Source organism: Candidatus Binatus sp., from assembly GCF_030646925.1.
GTDB lineage: Bacteria > Desulfobacterota > Binatia > Binatales > Binataceae > Binatus.
In genome coordinates, this window is record NZ_JAUSKL010000038.1 from 17,123 (window position 1) to 33,260 (window position 16,138).

The following is a 16,138-nucleotide window of genomic DNA, read 5'->3' on the forward strand; positions in this document are numbered from 1 at the left end:
GCCCGGCGAGCGCGCTAGTTCGCGACCGCGGCGCTGGCCGCCAAATCCTCCGGCGACATGAATTGCAAATCGTATAGCTTGCGATACTCCTGCCCGCGCGCGAACAGCTCGTCGTGCGTTCCTTCCTCGACGATTCGCCCGTGCACGATCACCACGATTCGATCCGCGCGCCGCACCGTCGACAGCCGATGCGCGATTACCAGCGTCGTGCGATTTTCCATCAGATGCTCGAGCGCTTCCTGCACCGATCGCTCGGCCTCCGAGTCGAGCGAGGAGGTCGCCTCGTCGAGAATCAGTATCGGCGGATCTTTCAGCAGCGCCCGCGCGATCGCAATCCGCTGCCGCTCGCCGCCCGAGAGCCGCACGCCCAGCTCGCCCACCATCGTCTCGTAACCGTCGGGCAGCCGCGAAATAAAATCGTGCGCGTTGGCCAGTTTCGCCGCCGCGATCACGCGCTCGACTTTCTTGTCCGCGCTGCCGTACGCGATATTGGCGCGAATCGTATCGTTGAACAGAAACGTATGCTGCGTCACCAGCCCGATCTCCGACCGCAGCGACATCAGTTTCAGTTTGCGCAGATCGATTCCATCGATCGTCACGCGCCCTTTCTGCACGTCGTAAAAGCGCGGAATCAAATCCGCCAGCGTCGATTTGCCGCCGCCGCTCATCCCCACCAGCGCGATCACCCGCCCCGTGCCGATCTCCAGGTTGATGTCGCGCAGCACCCATTCGTCGCCGTAGCGGAAGCTCACATTTTCGAACGCCACGCGATGCGTTCCCGCCGGCAACTCGATTCCTGCCGGGTCGTCCGGCACCTCGGTCGGATGGTCCATCATCTCGAACACGCGCTCCGCCGCCGCCATCCCTTGCTGTATCGTGTTGTTGGTCTTGCTCAGACTTTTGAACGGTTTGTACACCAGGATCATCGTCGTGAAAAAACCCGCGAACTGCCCGAGCGTCCGCGCCCCGGATTGCAGCGATCCGACCGCCCACCACACCACGATCACCACCGCGATTGCGCCCAGCGCCTCGATCATCGGTCCCGTCAGCGCCTTGATCAGGCTCACGCCCATGTTGATCCGGAACAGGCGCTTCAGTTCTTTTTTGAAGCGCGCGCGCTCGTAATCTTCCATCACGAACGCCTTGACCACGCGATTGCCCTGGAAGGTCTCGTGCAGCAGCGCGTTCAAACCGCCAAGCTGCTTCTGCGCGTTCTTGGTGTCCTTGCGGACTTTTTTCGAAAGCCCGACGATCGGCAGCACGACGATCGGAAAGCCGATAAACGCAACGATCGCGAGCCGCCAATCGAGCAAAAACGCCGTCGCCAGCAGCGCGATCAGCGACATCCCGTCCGCGAAAATCGAGAACACGCCGTTGCTCAGGCTCTGCACCACCACGTTCACGTCGTTGATCACGCGCGAGACCATCACCCCGGTCGGCGTGCGATTGAAGAAGCTCAGCGACTGGCGCTGCAGGCTCTCGTTCAGATCGTTGCGGATGTCCATCGTGATTTTCTGCGCGATGTAAGCAGTCAAGTAGTCGTCGGCAAAATTCGCCGCCGCGCGCATCAGGAACAGTCCGCCGAGCCCGATCGATAGTTCGCGCAACTTGATGGCCGCGGCCGGATCGATCGTGCGCGCGCCCCGAAGATTCGTGACCAGGTCCACCACCAGCTTCATGATGAACGGGATACCCGCGCTGGCGGCCGCCAGCAGGCCAATCGCAATCCCCAGCAACAGCGCGTACGGAACAAGATAGCGGCGCAGATATCCAAACAGACGCCACTGCAACGACGAAAGCAATTTCATTCGATCATCCCCAGCGCCATCCATGCGACGCGACTCGCGGCGCCCGGCAGTCCAAGTTTTTCGCGCAGCGATTTGAGCGATTTGATCGTCTCCGCGCGAATCGTGTCGCTCAGGATCGATTCCGCCGCCCGCACGATATTCGTCGCGGTTACCTCGCGCTGGATCAACTCGGGCACGATCTTTCGCCCGGCAAGAATGTTCGGCATCCCGATAAAATCGACGCCGGTGATCAACATCCTGCCCAGCACATACGTCAGCGCCGACACCTTATAGACGATAACTTCCGGGCATCCCAGCAGCGCCGTCTCCAGCGTCGCCGTCCCCGACGCCACGATCGCCATCTCGCTCACGCCGACAATACTATACGTATCGCCCTCGACTATCCGTATCCCGTCGAGCTTCGTGCGCCCGACTTCCTCGAGTTCGCTGGGAGTCAGCGTCGGCGCGAGCGCGATCACCGGCTCGAGTCCATGATCGCGCGCGAGCACGCGCGCCGCTTCGATCATCGGCCGCAAGAGATACTTCACCTCGGCGCGCCGGCTGCCCGGCAGCAGCGCGAGAATCCGCGTCCCGGGCGAAAATCCGTGGCGCTTCAGCACCTCGGCGCGATTCGCCGGCGGACTCACGCGATCGAGCAGTGGATGCCCCACGAAGGAAACCCGCTCGCCCGCGCGATGATAAAGTTCGGCCTCGAACGGCAGCACCACCGCCAGCCGGTCCGCGCGCTCGACCAGCTTGTCGACTCGGCCGCGCCGCCAGGCCCACACCTGCGGCGTGATGTAATAAAGCACGGGCACGCCCGCGCGCTTGGCCGTGCCCGACAGGATCAGATTGAATTCCGCGTAGTCGATCAGGATCAGCAGGTCCGGCTTCTCGCGCCGCAGCACGCGCCGGAGCTCTCGAAATGCGGCAACGGTGCGTCCGATCGTCGCCGCCAGTTCCGACAGTCCCAGCCCATGAATACTTTCCATCTCGACGATCGCGCGCACGCCCGCCGCGCGCATCTTCTCGCCCGCGATTCCGAACAGTTCGCAGCCCGGGTCGCGCGCGAGAATCTCCCGCGCCAGATCGCCGCCATGCAGATCGCCCGACGCCTCGCCGGCCACGATCATGATTCGGCGCCGCCTCGCACGCGCGATCGTATGCTTTGAGAGTTCTTCCGCCCCTGCGTCCGAGGCCGTGATTGATTTGGCCGCGACTTCGCCGCTTTTGACGTCTGTCTCGATACTCACTTGGCCTTCGCAGCTTTTCGATGCGCTAAATTCTTATCGAAATCCCTCCACCGCACCATACTCTACAATCTGATAGCCTATCCCTCTTCAAAACGTATTTGGCGTTTCGCGATGCTTTCGATAGTCTCCAAGGATGCGCCCGTCGGAGGTATTTCGTATGTCAGACAGTCTACAAGTTCTTTTGAACAAAGCCCGAAAGGTCCGAATGACTAAGGAGGAGAGGGAGCGGCAGCGGCGGAGCTTTGCCTATGGTAACACCAACATTGAGAACTCAAGAGTAACGAAGGAAACTGTAGAAATCGCCGCGAAGTCATTGGCAGAGCATAAGTCTGAGTAAGGACGACGAGCGGGCAAGCGAACCGCAAAGAGCGCAAATCCCCACCGATCCGGATCAGATCGCGCTAATCGAAGCGCGAAACGGCTTAAAGCAATTCGATGCGATCCGCGATTTCGTCCGTAAATCGATTGGCCATCCGTTCAAGTTAAGGCCCTCGGAGCTACTCCGACTGAACCGCGTCGCTCTCCTCGATTTAAATCACCTGGCCGGAGTATTTCGGCCCGATGAAATGAAGATCGGCAAGAGCCGTCACAATCCACCACCTCCCGACATGGCGCCGGCTCTTGTCGAAGACATGTGCGATTATGTCAATGGGAATTTGGACAAATCTCCGGTGCATTTGGCTGCATATCTGCTCTGGAGAATAAACTGGATTCATCCGTTCGATGACGGGAACGGCAGAACCGCTCGTGCGGCTTCGTATGCGATACTGTGCATTCAACTTGGATACGAACTGCCCGGTACGAAGACAATCCCCGAGCACATTGCTGACGACAAAGATCCCTATTACAAAGCCCTCGAAGCCGCAGACGAAGCGCAGAAAGTAAATCGAATCGACGTTTCGCAATTGGAGACTCTGTTGGAGAGAATACTCGCGAAGCAACTGGTGGAAGTTCACGAGAAAGCCACCGGAAAGAAATTGCAGTCTGACAAGCCTGAGACCAATTAAAAATTGCATCTCCGTGCGTAGGGGACTCGATACCCTGCAATGCTCTCTCAATGCGGGGGCGGCGTGTTCGCCAGCACCGACGACCACGCGAGCACCGCGGCCAGCAGCAGGCACTCCGCAGTCACGTTGCGAATCAGCAAACTGCGCGGCGACTCCTCACCCACCACCGACACCAACTGATAGCGGTTGTAGCCGCCGACCAGGAGCACTGCGCCGGCCGTCGCCAGCTTCCACAGCAACGTCCGGCCATACAGCGAATAGATAAGCAACTGCGGATGCCATCCCAGCGCAAAGTAGGCGCTACCGACCCCGGTCAATGCCAGCATCGCCACCGACCATCCTGCAACTCTCGAAACGCGCACCGCGGTCCGCTCAATCAACGCCGAACCGCCGTCGTCGCTTGCCGCCACGATCAACAGCGAACTCAGCGCACCGATCCAGAATCCCGCGGCCGCCTGATGCGCAAACAAAATCGCCACTGCGCGCGCGCCCTTGTCGATCGCATGACTCGAAAGGCTCTGCATCAGGAGCAATGCCGTCGCGAGCGCATAGATGAATGCGGCCGTCCTCCGCGACGGTGATCGAGTCGCCGTGATCGCCGCGAGTAATATCGCCACCGGCAACCGGATCGCCCATAGATGACCGAACACTGTCTCGCGCATCACCATCGGCGCGAGCACGATCGCGTCGCGCATCGAGCAGTCCGCCATGTTCGCAATCTGGACCAGCATCGCGAGCGGCGACACCGCGAGATTGATCGCTGCCAGCCACAACCACACGCGCCCGAACGAATCGAGCGGAGCCGCGCTTTCGGCCGCGTCGAAGAAAAGCGCAAACGCCGATGTGCCGAAGATCACCGTGGACGCGATCAGCAGCGGCCATGTCGCGAGCGCGCTCAACTGCGTCGGGGTCAATCGCGACTCCCAGCCACCGTGAACGTGTACGAACCCTCCGAGCGATGACTGTCCTGCGCAACCACGCTCCACTTGACCGCGTAATCGCCGACCGCGAGCGGCTTCAATTTCACCGACAGTGTGATGCGATCTTCGCTGACCGCCGGCGCATCCGCCGTCACGTCGGCGCCGCTTTTATCGCTTACCTGCAGATGCGCAAACATCGCTTCGATTGGATTGTCGAACCGGATTTCGACTTCGGCCGGCACCGCATTCATCGTGCACCCCACCATCGGCTGCTCGGCGGCCGGGAATGCATGTGCGCGCGACGATCGCGGCGCTACAACAACGCCTGCCCCTGCGATCGCGATCGCCGCTATCAGTGATGCTTGTGACGCTCTCATCAGAATGGAGTCCAATTCGTCGCGGGAATCAGATCGTCGATAAATAGATCGACCAAGCCGAGCACCACCGCATGATTCTCGGGCACCGTCGCGTTGTTGAGCGGAAATTGCGTCGCCACGCTAAGCTCCAAAGAGCGGTTCATGAACGCGAGCCCCGGCGTGATCCGAATCTGCGGAAAGGTCTGGCCCGACGGTCCTGCTAGTAGTTGGTCGTAGTTGAACTCGGTGTAGAGATACATGTTTCGAATCGGCCACGGCAGCCCGAAATCATGCACCGAGTTGCTGAGATACGGGATCGAGTATTCGATCAGTTCGTCGGCGACGAGATCGTGCACCGCAACCCCGCTGGTATTGGCGCTGTAACCGACGTCGCCCTGAAAACCGATCGGCCGCAGGTATCTCAGGATCGGATTGTCATTCGGCAAGTCGCCCATCCCCTTGGCCCACAGCACCTCGGGCCCCATCCTGAAGTGCGTCTCCGCGCCGATGCTCGGATTGCCGACGGGCATGTCCATCCCCAAGGCCGCCGACAATCGGAACTGATGCTCGTCGTTGGTGTAGAACGCATACTTCAGCAGTACTTCCATATTTTCGAAGCCGCTCGCCGAATGTTCCTCTTTCGGCGACGATTCGACCCACGCGCTGCCGAGCACGATGCTCGAGTTCTCGCTGAGTTTCTTCTCGAGCGAGAATCCCAACGCGAATTCTCTACCCTCCGAAGTGCGGACCCAACTCGGCCGCGCGATTGCAAATTCATTCTTCGGATTCGCGTCCTCCGCCACAATCGGCTCGAGGAACGTGTAGCCGCCTATTGTCCCGTGCGCACAAGCGCACCTCGCATCAATCGCGACCGCGGTGAACGCGAGCGTCCCCGATGCGATCGCCATCACCAAAATCCGTATCATCCATCGCTCTCCACAAGGCCACGCCGACGTGCTGCGCAACCTTGGCGAAATGGCTGCAAAACTTCGCTAAATGTTCGTACCGAAGAGGAGAAAAAGCGCGACTCTAGGCCAGCTTGGGCGGGGGCGAATCCGGGAACACGACGATTTTGCCCTTCAAAACAGGCACAACCGGCAGGAAGGTTTCACGTGAAACATCGTCGTAGCCAATTATTCGCGGCGCGGACCGCGCGAGCAGGGTCACCGTCGGAGATTGATCCGCAGCCTGCAGCGGATGGCAGATGTCCATCGTCAGCGACGGCCCCGACTTCTCCGCGATCACGATCACGCCAATCGATGGCAGACTCGCGGCCATCATGACGATCGCGATCGCCGCGGCGAGTTGCCGCAGCGCGATTCGATTCATCGTGAGCGCCGTCGCCATGAACGCAATCTAGCCTTTGCTCAGCACGGCGTTCACGTCGGCCGCCACCGACTTCGCACTTACGTCGAGGGCGTTGTACTGGCGCATCTGGCGGCCGTCCGGCCCGAGCAAAAACGCCGACACCGAGTGCGTGACCGAGCCGTCGCTCTCGCGATCGCGCCGCAGCTTGTACAGTGCCAGCACCTGGTCGATTTGCGCCGGCGGCCCCGTCAGAAAAAGCCATCCGCGTTCGTCGGCGCCTTGCACCTTCGCATACTTCGCGAGTTCCGCGGGGCTGTCATGCTCGGGATCGAGCGTGATCGAAATGATCGTGGCCTTTTCGCCGAGTTCGGGTCCGAGTTCGCGCGCAACCTCCACCATCTTGGCGGTGAGCCTCGGACACGTCGATGCGCACGACGTATAAATGAAATCGACCAGCACTGGCTTGCCCTTTAGCGATGCAAGAGACACCGAGTTGCCGTGCTGGTCTGTCAGACTGATCGCGGGCAGGCCATTGGTTTCGTTCGCGGCAGGATAGTCGCCGACTGCTTCGCGATTGCATCCCGCGATCGCGAGCGCGATCAGCAGCGCGAGTCCGGCGCTCGCCAGCATCGCGCGTGCGTGATTCATGGCGCGGTGTTCAGCCATTGGATTCGACTTGCTACTAGAAAAGCGCGCGGCCTGCGCTCAAATCTGAAGTTTTGATTTTGACCGTCTGCGCGTTGCCTTCGTGCGGCAGTCGCTCCGGCACGCACGACGCTTTGCCCTCGGCCATGCGATCGATCGCGTAATGGTTGCCGCACACGCGGCAAATCAATTCGCCCGCAACGACCTGGTAACCGCGATGAAACGTGAAGCACTGCCGGCATGCGTCGAACACGGAACGCACCTCGCCGTCCATCCCGCGCGCCAGCACGAAGCGCAATTTTTTGCCGGCGTCGTCGGTGTAGCAGAACATCTTCGCGTGTCCGCGCAGCAGACTCGCGATGTTGACGTTCACGTTGCCATTGCCGCTGACGGCTGAGCAGTTCGAGGTGGCGGAGACCGCCAGGTAGATCGCGCCGACGGCAAGCGCGGCGCCCGCGGCAATTTTGAATCTGAGCAATCGCATTGGACCAAGATGCTGGCTTACAGCGCGCGCATCGTCAAGAAGCCGCCGCCTCGGTCAGCATCACTTCCTTGATTCGCTCGCTGAGTTCCATCACGCGGAGTCCATCGTCGGCGCTCACCGCCGGAGTTGCGCGAGTGCGCACCGCGTCGACAAAAGATCTGACCTCGTCGGCGAGCGGGTCGCTTTCCGCGAGATCGATCTGCTCGGCCGAGATGGTTGGAAAGTTCGAGCCGGGGGAGGGCGGACTCTTCCGATAAATCTGGATGCGGCGCGCCTCGTAATCGACCGAGATGTACGCGTCGGGCTGGAAGAAGCGAATCTTGCGCTCGCGCCGCGCCGAAACTCGGCTCGTCACAAGGTTCGCGATAAGCCCGCTCCTGAAACGAATGCGCGCGTTGGCTAGATCGATGCGATCGGTGAGGATCGCGACGCCAACTGCTTCGAGCGACGCGACCTCCGACGGCGCAACCGACATGATTACGTCGAGATCGTGCACCATCAGATCGAGCACAACGTCCACGTCGGTGCCGCGCTCGGTGAAGGGCGCGAGTCGATGGCATTCGACGAAGCGCGGATTTTTTACGAGCGAATGCAGTCGCACGACGGCGGGATTGAAGCGTTCGAGGTGGCCGATCTGAAGAATCCTGCCGCCTGACGATGCGAGGTCGGCGAGTTGACGCGCCTCCGCGAGCGTCGTCGCCATCGGCTTTTCGAGCAACACATCGATGCCGGACGAGAGCATCGCGGATGCGATTTCGTGATGAGTGATTCCGGGCGACGCGACCGTGACCAGATCGACGGCGCCCGCGAGCTCGCGATAGTCGGTGAGCGGCGATGCGCCGACTTCGGCCGCGACTTGCGCCGCGCGATCGCGGTCAATGTCCACGACGTGCGCGACCGTGACGCCGGGTATCGCGGCATACTTGCGGGCGTGCAAGGTGCCGAGGCGTCCGGCGCCGATGACCGCTGCGCGCAGTTCAGGCATCACCGCTTCGCGTAGTCCAGGTATGTCCGAAAACGGCTATATTTTTCGCACGCGCCAAATCGAGCGTGCGATCGCATTCGAGAATCAGCGCGATGCCCGCTTCGATGCCGACCAGCGCGGCGCCGATCTCGCCAAGCAGATCGATCGTCGCGGGCCCTATTGCGGGGCGGTCGAAGCGGAGGTCCTGTCCGGGTTTGGCGGCTTTCGCGACGACGAGTCCCGCGCCGACCATCGCGGCTGCGCGCCTGAGCGCCCCGTCGGTGCCCTCGACAGCTTCGACCGCGGCCACGACCCCATCGCGAACCGCAACGGTCTGTCCGATATCGAAGCTGCCGAGTTGCCGCGCCACCGCGAATGCCAGATCGAGATCGCGCAGTTGCGCCTCGCTCGGCGCCGGGCCTGCGGCGATTCCGGCCGGCGCGAGCCAATGCTCGATCATCGGGACCGGATCGATCATGCGGATGCCTTCGCGCTCGACTTCGCGCGCGACGCCGCGGAGCACCGCGTCGTCACTGAAGCGTCCGATACTGGCGAGCATCGCGAGTGCGCGCGCATCGGGCGCGAATGAATCTTTGAGGCGCGCGCGCGAGATGCCGCCCGCCATCGCAGCTTCACTCACGCCGGCGCGGTTGAACGCATCGATTATTTTTTGCAGCTCGCCGACTTTGATCCAGGTGACGTCATCGGCGATCGAGTCGATCGCGCGATCGCTTTCGTTGAGATGAGCCACTGCGATGACCTTGATTCCGCGTTTGCGCGCACCCGCTGCGACTTCGAGCGGAAAAACGCCGTTGCCCGCGATGAGCCCTAGCTTATTCACGCTTGCGGCCGACGACTCCGCGCTTCGAGTTGTTGATGAAATCTACGAGGCGCCGCACTTCGGGCAGGTCGCCGTATTCCTCGAGCGCTTTAGCGATAGCTTCCTCGCGGAGCAGCTTGGAAAAAAAGAGCATGCGGGTCGCGGACTTGATCGCAGAGATGGTCTCGGCGCTGAAGCCGCGGCGCTGCAAGCCGATTTCATTGACGCCGGCCAGGCGCGCGCGATCGCCGGCAACCATCGCAAACGGCGGCACGTCCTGCGCGACTTTCGCGCCCGCCGCGACCAGCGAGTATGCGCCGACGCGGCAGAACTGATGCACGCCGCTCATGCCTTCGAGGTTGGCGAACTCCTCGATCACGCAATGGCCGCCGAGCTGAGTCGAGTTCACCAGGATGCAATGGTCGCCGATGAAGCAATCGTGCGCGATGTGCACGTAGGGCATCACCAGCACGTGATTGCCGATGAGCGTGCGCATCCCGCCGACTTCGGTGCCGCGATGAATCGACGTGAACTCGCGGATCGTGTTGTCGTCGCCGATTTCGAGCGTCGCGGGCTCGCCGTGGAATTTCAAATCGGGGGTTGCTGCGCCGACAACTGCGAAAGGAAAAATCCGGTTGCGCCGGCCGATCGTGGTGAGGCTGTCGATCACGACGTTCGGACCCACTACGGTGTCAGCGCCGATATTTACTGCTGGCCCAATCACCGCGCCGGGACCGACATCAACGCTCGAGTCGATTTCAGCGCGCGGATCGATGACGGCTGAGGGATGGATTCGGCCCGCTATCGGACTTGCTCCTCGACTTCCATCGCAGACAGTTCGGCCTGCGCAGCCAGCTCGTTTTCGACCTTGGCGGTGGCCTGCATCCGCCACAGCGGGCGGTGAAACTTGATGATGGTAACTTCCATGCGCAACTGATCGCCGGGAATCACGCGGCGCCGAAAGCGAACTTTGTCGAGCCCGGTCAGCATGAAGAGCCGTTTCGGATCGCCGCCCACTTCGTTCAGCGCGAGAATCGCCGCCGACTGCGCTAGCGCCTCGACAATCAACACGCCGGGCATCACGGGATGCTCAGGGAAATGGCCGGCGAAAAAGGGCTCGTTGAAGGTGACGTTCTTGAGCGTCATCACGCGGCCCTTTTCGAGCTTAAGGATTCGATCGACCAGCAGGAAGGGATAGCGATGCGGCAGCAGCCCGAGCACGCGCTGCAGCTCGGCGGCTCTTGCGTCGTCAGCCATCGGAGCACTCACTTCGAGATCGTGGATCGTTTGGTGGCGGCCGAGCCGAAGTCCGACGGCGGGCGCGCTCCGGCCTGTTCGGCGCTGGAACGGGTGACTCCGCCGCCGCCCAATCCGACGCCGCCGCGCGTGGATTCGCCCAGCGTGCCGATCTGCACGTGCATCTGGTTGTAGCTGCGAATCAATTGATCGGTGACGTCGATGGCGGGGGTACCCCACAGGATCGATCCTTTTTCCATCACCATCGTGTAGCCGTCACGCTCGCCGATGGTGCGAATCACTTGCGCGAGATCGTGGACAATTTTGGCGGTGATCTCATTGTCCTTGCGCTGCAGTTCGTCCTTGGAATCCTTGTAGTCGCGCTCGAAGTTCTTGAGCTTGGCGACGTATTGGTCCTGCAGCGATTGGCGCTGATCGGGATTCATCAGCATGCCTTTCTTCTCGATCTCGTCCTTGAGGGACTGGACCTCGTTCTGCTGCCGTTGCAGGCGCGATTCGAGGGTTTCGACGCGCCCCTGAAATTCGCCCTTGGCTTTTTTGCCGGCGTCGCACTCGTTGAGCGCCCGCTGCACGTCGACGTATGCGAGCTTCACTTCGGCGCGTGCCGGGATTGCGGTCAATAACAGCGAAACCAACGCACCGATGAAAAACCGTTGCCTCATACCGCGTGAAAAGCCTCCTGCCATTGAACGATCTTGCGCTTCAACACCGAAAGTGAATGATGCCTCAATCGCGAGCAACAAATCTACACGATTTGCGCCTCGGACGGCACCTGAGAATCGGCGCGCGTTCGAGGTCCACGCCTACAACGGCGCGCCAGCGCCGAACTCGAAGACGGTGGCGAGGTCGGCCGGCCGTGGATTGATCGGGAAGGCGAGGTCAACACCGATCGGCCCGAACGGCGACTTCCAGCGCACGCCGAATCCGTACGAAGCCTGCAAATCGGTGAGGTTCATCGAGTCGCGCAGCCGGAACGAATTGCCCGCATCGGTGAAGACCACGCCGCGAATTCCGAGGCCCGAGAGAATCGGAAAGGTAATCTCGTTGCTGAAGATCAATTCCTTGCTGCCGCCGACCGTCTGCACGCTGATCGGCACGCCCGCCGAGTTGTACAGCGTTACCTGCGGCGCCACCGAATACAGTTGATAGCCGCGGATATCGCCGGAGCCGCCGAGACCGCCCGGGAAGAACCGCTCGTATAGCGGCAGCTCACCCGCCGTGCCGCTATTGAGGTCGGTGCCGATGCCGAACGTGATGCCTTGCGATATCACCCACGAGCCGAAGGTCTGGCTCTTGATGAATGGATAGAAGTAGCGGCCGTGAAAGACGCCCTTGAGGAACGCCTCGCCGCCGCCGATACCGCCGATCTGCATATTGAGCGAGGCGATCGTGCCGGTGCGGGGATCGATCGGATTGTCCACCGTGAAGCGGCGAATCGACGGCGTAATCTGAGAAGTCTGCGTATAACCCTTGTAACGGGCAATCTGGTAAGTCGTGAGCGGACTGAGTCCCGTGATGCCGATGCTCTGAAATGAATAGGCCAGGCCCGCGCTCACATCCTTGAGCGAGAACGGCCCGAGCTTCTTGAAGCCCAATTCAGTCAGCGGGTAGGTCGAATTCAACGTGAAGCCAGTCGAAGACCGGTTGAAGCTCAAAAAGTAGGTCTTGTTGGCGAAGAGCTGCACGCCGACGCCGAGCGGAATATCGAGGAACCACGGCTCCGTGTAGCTGATGCTGTAGTTCTGGAAGAGGAAGCCGATCTGCGCGTTCAGGATCAGCGATTCACCGCCGCCAAACAGATTGGTGTTGCCGAGGGTGAAGGTGCCGAATAGCGACTGGTAGCTGTCGAATCCGCCGGCGACGCGGAACGACGCGGTGTTGGTCTCGGTGACGGCTACGTCGAGATTGATCTTGTCGGGCTGGGACGACGGCGAAGTCGTGATCCGGGTGTCGCTGAAAAATCCCAAGCGATCGAGCCGCTGCTTCGAATAGCGGATGCCCTCGGCGGAATAAGGTTCCTGCTCCTGTACCTGGATTTCGCGCCGGATAACCTTGTCGGAGGTCTTGTTGTTGCCGGTGATATTGATGCGATCGATCAGGACTTCGTGGCCCGGATTGATGATGAAGGTGACGTTAATCGTTTTGGTGGTTTGATTGAGCTGAGTGCGCGGATCGACGTTGACGTAGGCGTATCCGCGGTTCGAGTAGAAGTCCGACAGCGCGAGCACGTTGCGCTGCATCGCGGAGCCGCGAAACAACTCGCCTTTTTTGAGAGTGAGCAGCTTTCTTAATTCGCGCCGCGGATATTTCAGATTGCCCTCGACCGCGACCCGTCCGACGCGATACGGCTGGCCTTCATCGACGGTGATCACGATCGCGATATTATTGCCGTGGCGCTCGATTCGTGGCTGATCGATGTGGATGTTGAGGTAGCCGCTGTCGTAGTAGAACGCGGTCAGCCGATCGGTGTCGTCATTCAGCTTGGTCTGGTCGAGCGTGCCCCAACTGGTGAAGGAACTGAGAATCGGCAGGTGGGTCTTGGTCTGCATGTTCGCGCGCAGCGTGCTCGCTGAAAATGCTTTGTTGCCTTCGAACTTGATGTCCGAGACTTCAACCTTTGGACCCTCGACCACGTCGAACTCGCCGAACGCGGTGTTGTCGGGCTGCAGGATTGGCTTGAAGGTCACCTTGGCGTCGAGATAGCCCATCGCCTGGTAGATCTGCGTGACGCCATTGATCGTTTCCTTGACCGCGGTGGGATCGAGGATCGCGCCGGGATGGATCTTGGTCGCGGTGACGACCTTGTCGTCATTGAAGCGAATCGCCTTCATCCCGTAAAACTTGACGTCGGTGATCTGCGGCCGCTCCTTGACCTGGTAAACGAGAATAATCGAGCCGTTCGGCTGGGCGATTTTTTTAACTCCGACGTTGTCGAAGAAGCCCATCTTGTAGATCGACTTGATGTCCTGATCGACGGCGGCGGCGTCGAGCGGCTGGCCGGCCTGCTGCGTGATGTGGATGAGGATCGCGTCGTCCTCGACGCGCTGGTTACCTGCAATCTCGACCTTCGAGACGATCGGTTTGCCCTGGGCGAGGGCGATCGCCGTGAAGAAGACGGCCGCCAGCATCGACGCGATTGCGAAGCTGGCGGGCACGCATTTTGATCGCGCGCATAACTTTCCCACTCTCACTCAACCACACTGAAAACGGCGACCAACCTAGCCAATCGCGCGATCCATGTAAATCGTCCGCGAGCGAATCCGGCGTTGCGAGCACGTCTCATCGGCAGGCCCGCGCGGACTGGATTGTCAGGCGTTCGGTTCGTCGAACAATTTTCCTTCTTGCAGACGGAGTGCGCGGCCAACGCTGCGCATGAGCCGTTCGTTATGAGTTGCGATCACCAACGTGATGCCGAGCTCGCGATTGAGCCGGTGAAATAGCTCGTGAATTTCATCAGCGGTACGCGGATCCAAGTTGCCGGTCGGTTCATCGGCCAGCAGAAGCTTGGGCCGCAGCACGACCGCCCGCGCCACCGCGACCCGCTGCTGCTCGCCACCGGACAGTTCGGCGGGTCTGCGCGAGAGTTTGTCGCCGAGGCCGACCAGTTGCAACATCTCGGTGGCAATTCGAGCGGCCTGGTCGTCGGGCATCCGGCTGATCAATTCGGGCATCATGACATTTTCGAGCGCCGTAAAATCAGCCAGGAGATAGTGAAACTGAAACACGAAGCCGAGCTTCAGGTTGCGGAATTCGGCGAGCGATTTCTGATCGAGCGCGAACAAATCTTCGCCCTCAAAAAACACCTTGCCCGCAGTCGGAGCCTCGAGGCTGCCGATAATGTGCAGCAGCGTCGATTTGCCGGTGCCGGACTCGCCGACGATCGCGATCTCTTCGCCCGCCTGCACCGAAAGATCGAGCCCGCGGAGCACGCGAATCTCGCGGCCCGCATCGTAGAAGGTTTTGTCGAGGCCGCGCACCTCGATCAGCGGCTGCGCAGTGTTCGCGATTCGCGCCGCGGCCGGCCCGCGCGCCTTACTCATAGCGAATCACCTCGACCGGGGAGAGCGAGCGCGCCTGCAAGGCCGGGTAAATCGAGGCGATCACGCAGAGCACAATCGTGGCCACCGCGACCAGCACGAAGTTGATCGGATAGAGCCGCACCGGCACTGCGCTCACCATGAACAAATCGGCGGGCAGATGAATCAACTGGTACTTGCCGATCATGAATGACGTCAGGTAGCCCGCGCCGACGCCGATCACGGTGCCGATGATGCCGAGGGCGGCGCCCTCGCAGAGAAAAATCGAGGCGACCGAGGCGGCCCGCGCGCCCATCGCGCGCAGGATCGCGATCTCCTTGCGGCGTTCCATCACGACCATCACCAGCGTTGCGATGATGTTGAACGCGGCGACCAGCACGATCAGCAGCAGCACCATGAAGTAGGTGAATTTTTCGAGTTTGAGCGCGGAGAAGAGCGGCGCGTTGGCCTGCGTCCAATCGTTCACCTGGAACTCAGGGCCGGCGATCGCCTCGATACGGCTGCGCAACGCGGGCGCGTCGAACATGTTGGTCAAGCGCAATTCGAGGCCGCTCTCGAGCTGCGGATCGTCGGCGAGCAGTGTGCGTCCATCTTTCAGCGCGACGAACACCAGCGACGAATCGAATTCGTACATGCCTGAGTGAAAATAGCCGGCCACCACGAAGCGCTTGAGCCGCGGCGGCCCGATTCCCGCGCCGAGACTCGCGGGCGAGATGAGTATCACCGGGTCGCCGGGCTGGATGCCGAGTTCCATCGCGAGCGATCGGCCGATGATCGCGCCGGGCAACTCGACTTCGCGCTTGGCGCCGTGATCGACGATCGTAACTTTGTGCATCGTCTCGAGACCGGCGAGACTGCCGCGCTCGAGCGTGTCCTTGAGTTCCTTCAGCACCGGATTCGCGTGCGGCTCGAGCGCGCGCAATACTCCGCCGGAGACATAACCGGGCGTCCCGGCCGCGGTGCTCGACACCGCCATCACCTGCGACGTAACGAAAGGCGCCGTCGCCGCAATTTCGGGGATCGCGGCGAGCTTGCTCGCAAGGTCACTGGGATTCCAGACGTGTCCGTCGGTGCGCTCGATGGTGATTTGCGGAGTGAAGGCGAGCAGCCGATTGCGCAGATCTTCCTGGAATCCGCTCATCACGGAGAGCGCGACGGTCAGGGTAAAAGTGCCGAGCGTAACCCCCGCGAGCGAAATGATCGCGATCAGTGAAACGAAGCGCTCGCGGCGGCGCGCGCGCAGGTAACGCAGTCCTATCAGGAATTCGAAGCGCAACGCGTTACCATTCCACCGAGGCGG

The 16,138-nt window shown here is 61.1% G+C and carries 17 protein-coding genes; 1 reads left to right on the forward strand and 16 read right to left on the reverse strand.

What is annotated here, in order from left to right; genetic code table 11:
- Positions 1-14 precede the first annotated feature (14 nt).
- On the reverse strand, positions 15-1,808 hold the full coding sequence (locus Q7S58_RS06290) for an ABC transporter ATP-binding protein (RefSeq protein WP_304822172.1): 1,794 nt from the start codon (positions 1,806-1,808) through the stop codon (positions 15-17).
- Positions 1,805-3,040 carry a lipid-A-disaccharide synthase gene (gene lpxB / locus Q7S58_RS06295; RefSeq protein WP_304822175.1) on the reverse strand — a complete coding sequence of 412 codons (1,236 nt, stop codon included), beginning with the start codon at positions 3,038-3,040 and terminating at the stop codon, positions 1,805-1,807. The genes Q7S58_RS06290 and lpxB overlap by 4 nt, the downstream gene beginning before the upstream one ends.
- Positions 3,041-3,504: 464 nt before the next feature.
- Here lpxB and Q7S58_RS06300 point away from each other — a divergent pair, with 464 nt between their 5' ends.
- Positions 3,505-4,047 (forward strand): Fic family protein, encoded by a 543-nt coding sequence (locus tag Q7S58_RS06300; RefSeq protein ID WP_304822348.1) that lies wholly within the window; start codon positions 3,505-3,507, stop codon positions 4,045-4,047.
- Between the two features lie 47 nt (positions 4,048-4,094).
- Here Q7S58_RS06300 and Q7S58_RS06305 read toward each other — a convergent pair whose 3' ends face one another.
- From Q7S58_RS06305 to Q7S58_RS06370, 14 genes are all read right to left on the reverse strand, one after another.
- A complete protein-coding gene (locus Q7S58_RS06305) occupies positions 4,095-4,961 on the reverse strand; it encodes a copper resistance D family protein (protein ID WP_304822177.1) in 867 nt (288 codons plus the stop codon).
- Positions 4,958-5,344 (reverse strand): copper resistance CopC family protein, encoded by a 387-nt coding sequence (locus Q7S58_RS06310; protein ID WP_304822180.1) that lies wholly within the window; start codon positions 5,342-5,344, stop codon positions 4,958-4,960. The genes Q7S58_RS06305 and Q7S58_RS06310 overlap by 4 nt, the downstream gene beginning before the upstream one ends.
- Positions 5,344-6,249: a hypothetical protein gene (locus Q7S58_RS06315; protein ID WP_304822184.1), complete on the reverse strand. Its 906-nt coding sequence runs from the start codon at positions 6,247-6,249 to the stop codon at positions 5,344-5,346. Before Q7S58_RS06315 ends, Q7S58_RS06310 begins: the two co-directional genes overlap by 1 nt.
- A gap of 103 nt (positions 6,250-6,352) precedes the next feature.
- A complete protein-coding gene (locus Q7S58_RS06320; protein WP_304822187.1) occupies positions 6,353-6,670 on the reverse strand; it encodes a hypothetical protein in 318 nt (105 codons plus the stop codon).
- 9 nt (positions 6,671-6,679) lie between these two features.
- The gene (locus Q7S58_RS06325; RefSeq protein ID WP_304822190.1) at positions 6,680-7,297 is read right to left on the reverse strand and encodes an SCO family protein; all 618 of its coding nucleotides are present in this window, start codon (positions 7,295-7,297) and stop codon (positions 6,680-6,682) included.
- A 16-nt stretch (positions 7,298-7,313) separates the two neighbouring features.
- Complete coding sequence (locus Q7S58_RS06330; protein WP_304822193.1) at positions 7,314-7,760, reverse strand: Fe-S-containing protein; 447 nt, start codon at positions 7,758-7,760, stop codon at positions 7,314-7,316.
- A gap of 34 nt (positions 7,761-7,794) precedes the next feature.
- Positions 7,795-8,745, reverse strand: a complete 951-nt coding sequence (locus Q7S58_RS06335) for a Gfo/Idh/MocA family protein (RefSeq protein WP_304822196.1) — start codon at positions 8,743-8,745, stop codon at positions 7,795-7,797.
- Positions 8,738-9,565 (reverse strand): LpxI family protein, encoded by an 828-nt coding sequence (locus Q7S58_RS06340; protein ID WP_304822199.1) that lies wholly within the window; start codon positions 9,563-9,565, stop codon positions 8,738-8,740. Before Q7S58_RS06340 ends, Q7S58_RS06335 begins: the two co-directional genes overlap by 8 nt.
- Complete coding sequence (lpxA, locus tag Q7S58_RS06345; protein ID WP_370655462.1) at positions 9,558-10,349, reverse strand: acyl-ACP--UDP-N-acetylglucosamine O-acyltransferase; 792 nt, start codon at positions 10,347-10,349, stop codon at positions 9,558-9,560. The genes Q7S58_RS06340 and lpxA overlap by 8 nt, the downstream gene beginning before the upstream one ends.
- Positions 10,346-10,801 carry a 3-hydroxyacyl-ACP dehydratase FabZ gene (fabZ, locus tag Q7S58_RS06350; protein WP_304822205.1) on the reverse strand — a complete coding sequence of 152 codons (456 nt, stop codon included), beginning with the start codon at positions 10,799-10,801 and terminating at the stop codon, positions 10,346-10,348. Before fabZ ends, lpxA begins: the two co-directional genes overlap by 4 nt.
- Before the next feature lie 8 nt (positions 10,802-10,809).
- The gene (locus tag Q7S58_RS06355; RefSeq protein WP_304822208.1) at positions 10,810-11,463 is read right to left on the reverse strand and encodes an OmpH family outer membrane protein; all 654 of its coding nucleotides are present in this window, start codon (positions 11,461-11,463) and stop codon (positions 10,810-10,812) included.
- Positions 11,464-11,604: 141 nt separating this feature from the next.
- Entirely contained in the window at positions 11,605-13,956 is a 2,352-nt protein-coding gene (gene bamA / locus Q7S58_RS06360) for an outer membrane protein assembly factor BamA (RefSeq protein WP_304822211.1), read from the reverse strand.
- A 153-nt stretch (positions 13,957-14,109) separates the two neighbouring features.
- A complete protein-coding gene (locus Q7S58_RS06365; RefSeq protein WP_304822214.1) occupies positions 14,110-14,841 on the reverse strand; it encodes an ABC transporter ATP-binding protein in 732 nt (243 codons plus the stop codon).
- The gene (locus Q7S58_RS06370) at positions 14,834-16,114 is read right to left on the reverse strand and encodes an ABC transporter permease (RefSeq protein WP_304822217.1); all 1,281 of its coding nucleotides are present in this window, start codon (positions 16,112-16,114) and stop codon (positions 14,834-14,836) included. The genes Q7S58_RS06365 and Q7S58_RS06370 overlap by 8 nt, the downstream gene beginning before the upstream one ends.
- Positions 16,115-16,138 lie beyond the last annotated feature (24 nt).